The 12037-nt window shown below is 67.1% G+C and carries 10 protein-coding genes; all 10 read right to left on the bottom strand.

All coding sequences use genetic code 11. The features are described from left to right. Positions 1-67 precede the first annotated feature (67 nt). Positions 68-889: a thioesterase family protein gene (locus tag IV088_RS17435; RefSeq protein WP_291104784.1), complete on the bottom strand. Its 822-nt coding sequence runs from the start codon at positions 887-889 to the stop codon at positions 68-70. A 4-nt stretch (positions 890-893) separates the two neighbouring features. Then, positions 894-2102, bottom strand: a complete 1209-nt coding sequence (locus tag IV088_RS17430) for an acetyl-CoA C-acyltransferase (protein ID WP_291104781.1) — start codon at positions 2100-2102, stop codon at positions 894-896. 9 nt (positions 2103-2111) lie between these two features. Further along, positions 2112-4511, bottom strand: coding sequence for a 3-hydroxyacyl-CoA dehydrogenase/enoyl-CoA hydratase family protein (locus tag IV088_RS17425; RefSeq protein ID WP_291104778.1), 2400 nt, complete (start codon positions 4509-4511; stop codon positions 2112-2114). Positions 4512-4637: 126 nt separating this feature from the next. Then, the gene (locus IV088_RS17420) at positions 4638-5078 is read right to left on the bottom strand and encodes a DUF2147 domain-containing protein (RefSeq protein WP_291083784.1); all 441 of its coding nucleotides are present in this window, start codon (positions 5076-5078) and stop codon (positions 4638-4640) included. 34 nt (positions 5079-5112) lie between these two features. Then, positions 5113-6909 (bottom strand): acyl-CoA dehydrogenase C-terminal domain-containing protein, encoded by a 1797-nt coding sequence (locus tag IV088_RS17415; RefSeq protein WP_291104775.1) that lies wholly within the window; start codon positions 6907-6909, stop codon positions 5113-5115. Positions 6910-6952: 43 nt separating this feature from the next. Further along, entirely contained in the window at positions 6953-7657 is a 705-nt protein-coding gene (locus IV088_RS17410; protein WP_291104774.1) for a TetR/AcrR family transcriptional regulator, read from the bottom strand. 319 nt (positions 7658-7976) lie between these two features. Beyond that, the gene (gene slmA / locus IV088_RS17405) at positions 7977-8630 is read right to left on the bottom strand and encodes a nucleoid occlusion factor SlmA (protein WP_291104965.1); all 654 of its coding nucleotides are present in this window, start codon (positions 8628-8630) and stop codon (positions 7977-7979) included. A gap of 134 nt (positions 8631-8764) precedes the next feature. Beyond that, entirely contained in the window at positions 8765-10240 is a 1476-nt protein-coding gene (locus tag IV088_RS17400; protein ID WP_291104772.1) for an ATP-binding protein, read from the bottom strand. Then, entirely contained in the window at positions 10224-10916 is a 693-nt protein-coding gene (locus IV088_RS17395) for a response regulator transcription factor (protein WP_291104769.1), read from the bottom strand. The genes IV088_RS17400 and IV088_RS17395 overlap by 17 nt, the downstream gene beginning before the upstream one ends. A gap of 103 nt (positions 10917-11019) precedes the next feature. Next, positions 11020-11931 (bottom strand): acetylglutamate kinase, encoded by a 912-nt coding sequence (gene argB, locus IV088_RS17390; protein WP_291104767.1) that lies wholly within the window; start codon positions 11929-11931, stop codon positions 11020-11022. Positions 11932-12037: the final 106 nt, after the last annotated feature.

The raw sequence follows: 12037 nt of genomic DNA, 5'->3' as shown, positions 1-12037 counted from the left end.
CGCCGCTGCGCGTGTCGTTGCCCCCCGAGGGGGCTGATCCGGCTTGGGGCGGCCCGGCGCCGGACCGTCACTCCTTGTAGTAAACGACCTGGTGGCTGGAGCACAGCAGGTGCCCGGCCTCGTTCCAGAGCAGCGCGGTCTGGTCGAAGAAGCCGTTGCGAAAGGCCTGGGCCCGCGCCTGGCCCAGCACCCAGCCGTGGCCGACCTCGGCCAGCTGCGCCGAGCCGGCGTGGAAGTACACCGTCATCGACACCGTGCCGGCCGGCACGCGCGTGGCGCGGCGCAGCCAGACGCGCGGGAAGAACACGTCGGCCAGCGCCGCGAGGCCACACAGGTCCAGTGGCCGCGGCACCGCCTCGCGCATCCACAGGCGCGAGCGGCTGTCGCTGCCCGTGCCGTCCCAGGTGGGCGGGATCGCGCCTTCGATGGGCCGCAGCTCGTAGCGCCGGATCCACTCGACCGGTGAGGGCACGGTGTACGGCGACACCTCGGACGGAACTGGGACGGCCGGCATGGCTTCGTCGTCCACGCTCCAGGTCTCGCGTCGCGCGGCCGTGACGGCCGAGGCGGTTGTCACGGTCTCGGCCTCGCCGGCGGCGTTGGTCTGAGTGATCGCCATCACCCAGTGCTGGGTGGAGCGGTTGGTGCGCACCGGCTGCGCCGACACCTCGAACGGCCCGTCGGCCAGCCCCGCGCAGAAGTTGACCGTCAGCGACAGCGGCTCGCCCAGCAGCGCCGGGTGAAGCATCACCGCGTTCAGCACCGTGGCCGCCGTGATGCCACCGAAAGGCCCCACCATGTTGGCGTAGGCCGATGAAGTGGCGCCGGTGTATTGGCCGTCGCCGGTGGCGGTCAGCGCGATGGCCTGGTCAAAGACATGCGCGTTCATGGCGTCACACCCGCTCAAAGATACCCGCCGCCCCTTGCCCCATGCCCACGCACATCGTCACCATGCCGTACTTCTTGTTGTGGCGCCTGAGCGCGTGCACCACGGTGGCCGAACGGATGGCGCCCGTCGCGCCCAGCGGGTGGCCGAGCGCGATGGCGCCGCCCATGGGGTTGACCTTGGCCGGGTCCAGGCCCAGGGTGTTCACCACGGCCAGCGACTGCGCGGCGAAGGCTTCGTTGAGCTCGAACCAGTCGATCTGGTCCTGCGTCAGGCCGGCGTTTTTCAGCGCCGCCGGGATCGCCTCGATCGGGCCGATGCCCATCAGGTGCGGTGGCACGCCGCGCGACGCGTAGCTGACGAAGCGGGCCAGCGGCGTGAGGTTGTAGCGTTTGAGAGCAGCCTCACTCACCAGGATCAGCGCACCCGCGCCGTCGCTGGTCTGCGAGCTGTTGCCCGCCGTCACCGAGCCGCGCGCCGCGAACACGGTGCGCAGCTTGGCCAGGCCTTCCAGGCTGGTGTCGGGGCGCGCGCCCTCGTCCAGGCTGATGATGCGGCTGCTGGTCGACACCTCGGCGGTTTCCAGGTTCACGCTGCGGTCGGTCACTTCCACCGGCGTGATCTCGTCGCTGAACTCGCCGTTCTTCATCGCGATCACGGCGCGCTGGTGCGACTGCACCGCGAACGCGTCCTGCGCGTCGCGGCTCACCTTCCATTGCTGCGCCACCTTCTCGGCCGTCAGGCCCATGCCGTAGGCGATGCCGTAGCTCTCGATGTCGTCGGTGTTGCGGAAGATGGTGGGCGAAAGGCTGGGCGAGTTGCCCATCATGGGCACCATGCTCATGCTCTCCACACCGGCTGCGATCATCACGTCGGCTTCACCAACGCGGATGCGGTCGGCCGCCATGGCCACGGCCGACAGGCCGGAGGCGCAGAAGCGATTGACGGTGATGCCGCCCACCGAGTTGGGCAGGCCGGCCAGGATGGCGCCGATGCGCGCCACGTTCAGGCCCTGCTGGGCTTCGGGGATCGCGCAGCCCGCGATCACGTCTTCCACGGCCTTGGGGTCCAGGTTCGGCACCTGGGCCATGGCGGCGCGCAGCGCGTGGGCCAGCAGGTCGTCCGGCCGCAGGTGCTTGAACGAACCCTTGTGCGAACGGCCGATGGGCGTGCGGGTGGCGGCGACGATGTAGGCGTCTTGGATCTGTTTGCTCATGTCGCTTCCTCAGTTGCGGACGGGCTTGCCGGTGTTCAGCATGCCCAGAATGCGCTCTTGCGTTTTCGGGTGAACGATCAGCGAGCAGAAGGCCTGGCGCTCCAGCGTCATCAGGTATTCCTCGCTGACCAGCGTGCCGGGTTCGACATCGCCGCCAGTGACCACATTCGCGATCAGCGACGCGATGTGGAAGTCGTGCTGGCTGATGAAGCCGCCGTCGCGCATGTTGACCAGGCTGCCCAGGATGGTGGCCTTGCCGTCGCGGCCGGCGACAGGGAACAGGCGCTTGTGCGGCGCGCGGTAGCCGCCCGCGAACAGTGCCTTCGCTTCGTTGATGGCGACGAACAGCAACTCGTCCTTGTGCGGCACGATCAGGTCGGAATGCAGCACATAGCCCAGCTGGCGCGACTCGATGGCGCTGGTGCCGACCTTGGCCATGGCCGCGGCGGTGAAGCCTTCGGTCAGGAAGGGCAGCAGGTCTTTGCCCGTGGAGGTCTCGGCGTTCTCGGCCGCGCGGCGCGCGATGTAGGTCAGGCCGCCGGCGCCGGGCACCAGGCCCACACCGACTTCGACCAGACCGACGTAGCTTTCCATGTGCAGCACGCGGCGCGCGCTGTGCACCGCCAGTTCGCAACCGCCGCCCAGCGCCAGGCCGCGCACGGCACTGACCACCGGCACGTTGGCGTAACGCAGGCGCAGCATCACCTGCTGCATGAAGCCTTCGGCGTCTTCGATGGCGGCCACGCCCACGGCCATGAAGGCCGGCAGCATGGCCTGCAGGTCGGCGCCGGCGCTGAAGGGCTCGTCGCCCGACCAGACCACCAGGCCCTGGTACTCCGACTCGGCCAGATCGATGGCGGCCATCAGGCCTTCGCAGACCTCGGGGCTGATGGCGTGCATCTTGGTCTTGATGCTGGCGATCAGCACCTGACCGTCCAGCGTCCAGGTGCGCAGGCTGTCGTTTTCGTCGATGGTGGTGCCAGCGGTCTCGAACTTCGGCCCGGCTTCGCCCAGCAGCAGCTCGGGGAAGTGCTGGCGCTCATAGACCGGCAGCGAGCGGCGCGCTTCGAACACGCCCTTGGACGGGTTCCACGAACCCTGGGCGGTGTGCACGCCACCGACCTCGGCCACGGGGCCCTTGAACACCCAGTCGGGCAGCGGTGCCTTGCTCAGCGCCTTGCCCGCGGCTATGTCCTCCTGGACCATCTTCGCGACTTCGAGCCAGCCGGCTTCCTGCCACAGCTCGAAGGGGCCCTGCTTCATGCCGAAGCCCCAGCGCATGGCCTGGTCCACATCGCGCGCGGTGTCGGCGATGGTGGCCAGGTGCACGGCGGCGTAATGGAAGCCGTTGCGCAAAATCGCCCAGAGGAACTGGCCTTGCGGGCCTTCGGCGTTGCGCAAGAGCTTCAGGCGCTCGGCGGCCGGACGCTTGAGCATGCGGCCGTAGACCTCGTCGGCCTTCTCGCCGGCAGGCACGTACTCACCGCTCTCCAGATCGAAGCGTTGGATGTCGCGCCCCACCTTCTTGAAGAAGCCGGCCTTGGCCTTCTGGCCCAGGCTCCCCAGCTCGATCAGCTTGGCCAGCACCGGCGGTGTGCCGAAGCTGCCGTAGAACGGATCGGTCTGTTCGTTCAGGTTGTCCTGCAGCGTCTTGATGACGTGGGCCATGGTGTCCAGACCCACCACGTCCGCGGTGCGGAAGGTGCCGCTGGACGCGCGCCCCAGGCGCTTGCCGGTCAGGTCGTCGACCACGTCGTAGGTCAGGCCGAAGTTCTCCACCTCCTTCATCGTCGCCAGCATGCCGGCGATGCCGATGCGGTTGGCCACGAAGTTGGGCGTGTCCTTCGCGCGCACCACGCCCTTGCCCAGGCCGCTGGTGACGAAGGCTTCCAGGTCGTCGAGGATCTGGGCTCCGGTCGTCGGGGTGTTGATCAGCTCCACCAGCGTCATGTAGCGCGGCGGGTTGAAGAAGTGGATGCCGCAGAAGCGCGGCTTGATCGCCTCAGGCAGCACCTCGGAGAGTTTGGTGATCGACAGACCCGAGGTGTTGGACGCGACGATGGCGTGCGGCGCAATGAAGGGCGCGATCTTCGTGTACAGGTCGAGCTTCCAGTCCATGCGCTCGGCGATGGCCTCGATGATCAGGTCGCAGTCCTTCAACTGATCCATGTGCTCTTCGTAGTTGGCCTGACCAATCAGGTCGGCATCGGCCACCACGCCCAGCGGTGAGGGCTTGAGCTTCTTCAGGTTCTCGATCGCGCGGGTCACGATGCCGTTCTTCGGGCCTTCCTTGGCAGGCAGGTCGAACAGCACAACCGGCACCTTGACGTTGACCAGGTGCGCGGCGATCTGCGCGCCCATCACGCCTGCGCCGAGCACGGCGACTTTCTTCACTTGAAATCGGTTCATTCGTTGAGTTCCTTTACGCGCCATGCAACGCGCGAGGGGTGTTGATCGAGGGATACCGCGGAACCGGCTTTGCCGGGCCGCAGGTGTCGCCCCCTTGAGGGGGTCGCGCGAAGCGCGGCAGGGGTGTCATTCCACCCTTATCCAGACCTGGGTGCGGTAGAACGGGCCGATGTAGCCGCGCATTTCCAGCTTCTTGCCGTCTTCGACGGGTTTGAGGCGCGTGCGGTAGACCTTGCCGTTGTTCGGGTCGACGATGTCGCCACCGTCGTACACGGTCTTGTCGTCGGCGCTCTGCTTGAGGTTGCGCAGAATGGTCATGCCCAGCACGGGCTTGTCCTTGCGCTCGTCGGTGCACTTGTCGCACACCGCGTCCTGTTTGCTGGTCGGGTCGAGCAGCTTTTCGATCGTGCCGCTGTAGACGCCGTTGTTTTCCTTGATGCGCACCAGGGACTTCTCTTTCTTCGAGTCGTCGTCAATCGTTTTCCACAGGCCCACGGGCGACATCTGCGCGAACGCGGACAGCGATGCCAGCGACAGGGCGAGGGTGCTCACAACGGTCTTGATCATGGAAGTCTCCTGGTGGTTGTTGGGAATCGCGTGTTTACGCCAGGGCGGCGTCGGTGTCCATCAGCACTTTTGAACCCGAGCGCGCGGTGCGCATCAGCGTCGCGGTCTCGGGGAACAGCTTGGCGAAATAGAAGCGCGCGGTCTGCAGCTTGGCCACGTAGAACGGGTCGGTGTTGCCGGCCGCGATCTCGCGCAGCGCCACCTGCGCCATGCGGGCCCAGAAGTAGCCGAACACCAGGTGACCGGCCACGCGCAGGTAGTCCACCGCGGCGGCGCCCACCTCGTCGGGGTTCTGCAGGCCCTTGAAACCGATCTCCATGGTGAACTTGGTGATCTGCTCGCCCAGCACGGCCAGCGGGTTGATGAACTCGGCCATCTTCTCGTTGACGCCCTCTTCCATCACCAGCGCGCCCACCAGCTTGCCGAACTTCTTGAGCGTGGCGCCGTTGTTGCCCAGCACCTTGCGGCCCAGCAGGTCCAGCGACTGGATGGTGTTGGTGCCCTCGTAAATCATGTTGATGCGCGCGTCGCGCACGAACTGCTCCATGCCCCATTCCTTGATGTAGCCGTGGCCGCCAAAAACCTGCTGGCACATGGTGGCCGCCTGGTAGCCGTTGTCGGTCAGGAAAGCCTTGGTGATGGGCGTCAGCAGCGAGAGCATCTCGTCGGCGTCCTTGCGCACCTTCTCGTCGGGGTGGTTGTGCACCTTCTCCAGCAGCACCGAGCTGTAAATGGCCAGCGCCCGGCCGCCTTCGGCGTAGGCCTTGGCGGTGAGCAGCATCTTGCGCACGTCGGGGTGCACGATGATCGGGTCGGCGGGCTTGTCCTTGGCCTTGGTGCCGGACAGGCTGCGCATCTGGATGCGGTCCTTGGCGTAGGCCAGCGCGTTCTGGTAGGCCACCTCGGTCAGGCCCAGCGACTGGTTGCCCACGCCCAGGCGGGCGGCGTTCATCATCACGAACATGCCCTGCATGCCCTTGTGCGGCTGGCCCACCAGGGTGCCGATGGCGCCGTCGATCACGATCTGCGCCGTGGCGTTGCCGTGGATGCCCATCTTGTGTTCCAGGCCACCGCAGTAGATGCCGTTTCGCTCACCCAAGGAGCCATCGGCGTTCACGAGGTACTTCGGCACCACAAACAGGCTGATGCCCTTGATGCCGGGGGGCGCGTCGGGCAGGCGGGCCAGCACCAGGTGGATGATGTTGTCGGCCATGTCGTGCTCACCGGCGCTGATGAAGATCTTGTTGCCGGTGATCTTGTAGGTGCCGTCGGCCTGCGGCTCGGCCTTGGTGCGCATGAGGCCCAGGTCGGTGCCGCAGTGCGGTTCGGTCAGGCACATGGTGCCGGTCCATTCGCCGCTGGTCATCTTGTGCAGGTAGGCGGCCTTCTGCTCGTCGGTGCCGTAGGTGTGCAGCGCGGCGTAGGCGCCGTGCGTCAGACCGGGGTACATGGCCCAGGCCTGGTTGGCCGAGTTCATCATTTCGTACATGCACTGGTTCACCACCAGCGGCAGGCCCTGGCCGCCGAACTCGGGGTCGCAACTCAGCGCCGCCCAGCCACCGTCCACATAGGTCTTGTAGGCTTCCTTGAAGCCCTTGGGCGTGGTGACTTCGTGCGTCTTCTGGTCGAGCTTGCAGCCTTCGGTGTCGCCGCTGATGTTCAGCGGAAAGATCACCTGGGATGCGAACTTGCCGCCCTCTTCCAGCACCGCGTTGATGGTGTCGGCGTCGATCTCGGTGTGTGCCGGAATGGACTTGAGGTCGTCGGTGACTTTGAGCACTTCGTGCATCACAAACTGCATGTCTCGCAGGGGCGGGTTGTAAACGGGCATGGGGAAACTCCTGTGCTGGGTTTGTGAAAAGGCGAAAAGGAAATCAGCCCTGCGTGCGTGCGGAGGCTGGGGTTTTGGTGGTCTTGCGCGCGATTGGCGCGGGGGCGCTCCCGAAGCGGGTCACGATGTTCTCGAACGCGCGCACGGCGCGGCTGGCCGAGTCGGGGCTGCGCAGGAAGCGGGCCTCGTAGTGCAACGCCAGGATCAGCGCGTGGATCTCGAACGCCATCTGCGCCGCGTCGGTGTCGGGTGCGAGGTGGCCTTCTTCGATGGAGATCTCGACCGCGCGGCGCATGGCGGAAAGCCAGGTGTTGACCGAACTCGCCAGCGCGTCGCGCACCGGGCCGGGCCGGTCGTCGAACTCGACCGCGCCGCTGATGTAGATGCAGCCCGAGTCGATCTCGACCGAGGTGCGCTTCATCCAGTTGTCGAACATCGCTCGCAGGCGGGGCAGGCCGCGCGGCGTGCTCATGGCGGGGTAGAACACCTCTTCTTCGAAGCGCGCGTGGTACTCGCGCACCACCGAGATCTGCAGCTCCTCGCGCGAGCCGAAGTGCGCAAACACGCCCGACTTGCTCATCTGCATGACCTCGGCCAGCGCCCCGATGGACAGGCCTTCGAGACCGATCTGTGTCGCCAGACCGAGCGCGGCGTCGACGATGGCCGCCTTGGTCTGTTGCCCCTTCTGCAAGGGTCGTACCTCGGCGGGTTCGCTGCGAGAGCGCTTGACGGTGGAAGTGATGCTCATGCGAGGTGGCGGTGCGTTAAAAAACAAACCGCTCGCAAATCGAACGGTCGTGCTATTTTTACCGCAAAACGTGCCACCCGTGCGATCTGCACGCCACGGGCGTCGAAATTGTTTAGGGGCCAGGCCCTAAAAGATCGACAGAAGAACGGTCCGTTGAGGGTTAACCCGCGCGCCTTGATGCCACCCCAGTCTCGCATCCGGTTTGGCGTGGTGCGGACGCGCGAGGCGGTGAGCCCAGGGCACCGCCGGGCCGGCTTCGCCGGACGGCCAGTGCCGCCCCCTCGAGGGGGTCGCGCAAAGCGCGGCGGGGGTGCTTCGTTTAAAGCCGGCCTTCGGGCAACAGCAGGGCCAGGCTGTGGTCCAGGCTTTCGCTGGGCAAGCGCTTGAAGCCGCTGCGCGCGAAGCGCTGCAGCCGCCCCACACAAAACGAGGTGATCACCGACGCATCGGCCTGGGCATCGACCGTGGGGGTGGCGGTGCCGACGAGCAAGGCCGCTTCGCGCATGTTCTGGCGCAGGGCCGACTCGATCTTGTCGAAGAACAGGTTCATGCGCTGCTGCAGCCGCTCGTTTTCAAACACCAGCGCGTCGCCCACCATGACCCGCGCCATGCCCGGGTTCTTTTCACCGAACTGCAACAGCAGGCTGACCAGCTTGCGCGAACGCAGGACCGCATCGGGTTCGCGGTCGCCCAGCTGGTTGATCAGGCCGAACACGGTCTGTTCGATGAACTCGATCAGGCCCTCGAACATCTGGGCCTTGCTGGCGAAATGGCGGTAGAGGGCGGCCTCGCTCACATCGAGCTTGGCGGCCAGCGCGGCCGTCGTGATGCGCTCGGCGCCGGGTTGTTCCAGCATGGTGGCCAGAGCCTGCAGGATCTGCACCTTGCGCTCGCCCGGCTTGGGCCGTTTGCGTCCATTGCCTTCGCTGCTGTCGGCGGCTTCGGGTGCGGCATCGGAAGCGGCGGCGGCCATGGGCAGAGGGGCGCTGGAGGTCATGGGCGAAAAGGTCCGTTGGTTTTCGGCGGTGGGCGAGAGTCCCTGCCCGTGGTGTGTCTTCCCTGTTTTGATTCTCGCACAGGCCCGTCGGCCCTCGGCCCGCGCTGAAGTCAGCGCGCAACAGCGCCGGGCGGCGGTGTCACCGCGTCAAAGCTCACCCGCACCCGCAGGCCATGCCCCATGGCGCCCACCGCCAGCTGAAGCTGCGTGCGGTGCGCGCGCGCGATCTCGTCGGCAATGGCCAGGCCCAGGCCGTTGCCCTCGGTCTGCGTGCCGGGCAGGCGGTAGAAGCGCTGCAGCACACGGTGCTGCTCGTCGCAGGCGATGCCCGGGCCGTCGTCTTCGACCTCCATCCAGGCGCGCCGCCCTGCCGGCGATTCTTCCAGCCCGCAACGCAGGGTGATGCGACCGCCCGGCGGGGTGTACTTCACCGCGTTGTCCACGACGTTGATCAGCAGCTCGCGCAACAGCCAGGCGTGGCCGCGCGTCTGGGCGGGCTGGCTCTCGATGCCCAGGTCCATCTGCTTGTTCGCCGCCGCATCGAGGTACAGCGCGAGGATGTTCTCGCACAGCTCGCGAAGGTCCACCTGCTCCATCGGCTGCGTGTCGGCGCTCACGCTGTCGGCGCGCGACAGCGCCAGCAGCTGGTTGGCCAGCTGCGAGGTCCGGCGGGTGGCGTCCCGCAGGCGCTGCACCTGTTCCACGCGCAGGCTCAGCAGATCGCCCTCCCCCATGGAGCGGGCCGCCTGCGCCCAGGCCTCCACCTGGGCCTGCAGACCGGCCAGCGGCGTGCGCAGCTGGTGCGCGGCGTCGGCGACAAAACGGCGCTGGGCCTGCGTCTGGTCGTTCACCAGCGAGAACAGGCGGTTGAGCGACGCCACCAGCGGGCGCACTTCGGCGGGCGCGCTCTCGGCGTCGATGGGGCTCAGGTCGCGCGGGGAACGGTGCTCCACCGCTTCCTTCAGGTCGATCAGCGGCCGCAAGGCGCGGGCCACGGCCCAGGTCACGGCCGCCGCGGCCACCAGCAGGAGCAGCAGGTTGGGCAACAGCACCCGCACCAGCACCGTGTCCAGCCAGTGCTGGCGCGCGTCCGATCCGTCGGCCAGCATCACGATCAACTCACCGGCCGCCGTGTCGTTGCGCTGCGCCACCACGCGGTAGGTGACACCGCCTTCCACCACACTCAGAAATTCAGCGTCACCTGTCGAAGGCAGCACCGTCGGCAGCCACGCGTCGCCGAGCAACAAGCGGCCGCTGGCGTCCATCAAGCCATAGGCCGCAAAGCCCTCCCGCTCTTTGAGAAACTCCTCCACCGGCGGCGCCAGGAGCAGCGCGAGCCCCAGCTCGGTCCCCAGCGCGCGGGGCTCGGAACCGTCCTGGCTCACCACCACCGAGTCGGCGAGCAGGGGCACCAGGCGCAGCAGCTGCTGGTCCTGCTGCAAGGCCGCCGTGCCGGCGCTCTGGTAGTGGAAAAACACGCTGACCATGCCCACCATGCCCAGGGGCAGAAACAGCATCACCAGCAGGCGGCGCTGCAGGCCCCAGATCAGGCCGTCCGAGGCCGCGCGTTCAACCCGGGGGCGCATGGTCGGGCGGCGCCGTCAGCTCCAGGCGGTAGCCAAACCCCCGGATGGAGCGCAACGCCACACCCGCCGGTTCGAGCTTGGCCCGCAGACGCGAGACATAGACCTCGATCGCGTTGGGCGTGATCTCCTTGTCCCAGCCGGTCAGGGCCGCCAGCAGCTTGTCTTTGGCCGCGGGCTTGGGCGCCTGGAGCAACAGGTATTCGAGCACCGTCCACTCGCGCGGGCCCAGCTCCATCGGTTGCCCTGCGAGGGTGACGCGGCGTTGCGCGGTGTCCATCTCCAGCGGCCCGAGCCCGAGCACCGCCGAGGTCGCGGCCTGCGAACGGCGCAGCAGGGCGCGCAGGCGCGCGAGCAACTCGGGCAGCTCGAAGGGCTTGAGCATGTAGTCGTCGGCGCCGAGGTCCAGGCCCTGCACGCGGTCGTGCAGCGCGTCGCGCGCCGTCAGGATCAGCACCGGCATGGTGAGTCCGAGCACGCGCAAACGCTGCGTGAGCTCCAGGCCGTTGAGCCCGGGCAGACCGATGTCCACGATCGCCAGATCGAAGCTGTCGCGCTCCAGCGCCTGCTCGGCCCGCTCGCCGCTGCCCACCCAGTCCACGGTGTAGCCGGCATCGGTGAGCCCCAGCTTCATGCCGCTGGCGACCATCACGTCGTCTTCAACCAGCAAGAGTCTCATCTAGCGATCCCGAGGGGGACGCACCCTGGAACCGGTGAAGCCGGATCCTCGGGTGCCCTGGATCGGAGGCCTCGCTCCGGACAGGAGCGTGCGAGTGTCCATGTCAGTGGTTCTTGATCATGGTGCCGAAGGGCTGGTCGCCCAGCACCTCCAGCAGCAACGCGTGCGGCACCCGGCCGTCGATGATGTGCACCGCGTTCACGCCGCTCTTGGCCGCGTCCAGCGCGCCCGCGATCTTGGGGATCATGCCGCCGGAGATGGTGCCGTCTTCACACAGCTCATCGATGCGGCGCGGCGTCAGCTCGGTCATCAGATGGCCTTCTTTGTCCAGCACACCACGGATGTTGGTGAGCATCAGCAGCTTCTCGGCCTGCAACACCGTGGCCAGCTTGGCGGCCACCACGTCGGCGTTGATGTTGTAGCTCTCGTTCTTCTCGCCGAAGCCGATCGGGCTGACCACCGGGATGAACTGGTCGTCCTGCAGCGCCTGGACCACGCTGGGGTCGATGCTGACGATGTCGCCCACCTGGCCCACGTCGTGCTCCAGACCCGGGTCCTTCTGATCGGCCAGGCGCAGCTTCTGGGCCCGGATCATCGCGCCGTCACGCCCCGTCAGGCCCACGGCCTTGCCGCCGGCGGCGTTGATCAGGCCCACGATGTCCTGCTGCACCTCGCCGCCGAGCACCCACTCGACCACCTCCATGGTTTCGGCATCGGTCACGCGCATGCCCTGGATGAACTGGCCCTTCTTGCCCAGGCGCTGCAGCAGCGTCTCGATCTGCGGACCACCGCCATGCACCACCACCGGGTTGATGCCGACCAGCTTCAGGAGCACCACGTCTTCGGCAAAGTCCTGCTGCAGGGCCGGGTCGGTCATGGCGTTGCCGCCGTACTTGATGACCATGGTCTTGCCGTGGTACTTGCGGATGTAGGGCAGGGCCTGCGCCAGGATCTCGGCCTTTTCGCGGGGCTGGATGTGGGAGAGGTCGACAGGGGTGTGGTCAGGGCTGGTCATGGCGGATGGGCAAATGAAAAGAGAGGGCCGCCAAATTGTAGGTCGCGCCGCCCGTCAGCCCCTCCATCCGGAAACACCGCGGAACCGCCCTTCGACAAGCCCAGGA

This window comes from Hydrogenophaga sp., from assembly GCF_018780075.1.
GTDB lineage: Bacteria > Pseudomonadota > Gammaproteobacteria > Burkholderiales > Burkholderiaceae_C > Hydrogenophaga.
This window is presented reverse-complemented; position numbering and strand designations above follow the sequence as displayed.

Bases quoted from the DNA above. Each gene is read 5' to 3' on its own strand.
- IV088_RS17435 (WP_291104784.1), bottom strand. From the start codon at position 889: ATGAACGCGCATGTCTTTGACCAGGCCATCGCGCTGACCGCCACCGGC.
- IV088_RS17430 (WP_291104781.1), bottom strand. From the start codon at position 2,102: ATGAGCAAACAGATCCAAGACGCCTACATCGTCGCCGCCACCCGCACG.
- IV088_RS17425 (WP_291104778.1), bottom strand. From the start codon at position 4,511: ATGAACCGATTTCAAGTGAAGAAAGTCGCCGTGCTCGGCGCAGGCGTG.
- IV088_RS17420 (WP_291083784.1), bottom strand. From the start codon at position 5,078: ATGATCAAGACCGTTGTGAGCACCCTCGCCCTGTCGCTGGCATCGCTG.
- IV088_RS17415 (WP_291104775.1), bottom strand. From the start codon at position 6,909: ATGCCCGTTTACAACCCGCCCCTGCGAGACATGCAGTTTGTGATGCAC.
- IV088_RS17410 (WP_291104774.1), bottom strand. From the start codon at position 7,657: ATGAGCATCACTTCCACCGTCAAGCGCTCTCGCAGCGAACCCGCCGAG.
- slmA (WP_291104965.1), bottom strand. From the start codon at position 8,630: ATGGCCGCCGCCGCTTCCGATGCCGCACCCGAAGCCGCCGACAGCAGC.
- IV088_RS17400 (WP_291104772.1), bottom strand. From the start codon at position 10,240: ATGCGCCCCCGGGTTGAACGCGCGGCCTCGGACGGCCTGATCTGGGGC.
- IV088_RS17395 (WP_291104769.1), bottom strand. From the start codon at position 10,916: ATGAGACTCTTGCTGGTTGAAGACGACGTGATGGTCGCCAGCGGCATG.
- argB (WP_291104767.1), bottom strand. From the start codon at position 11,931: ATGACCAGCCCTGACCACACCCCTGTCGACCTCTCCCACATCCAGCCC.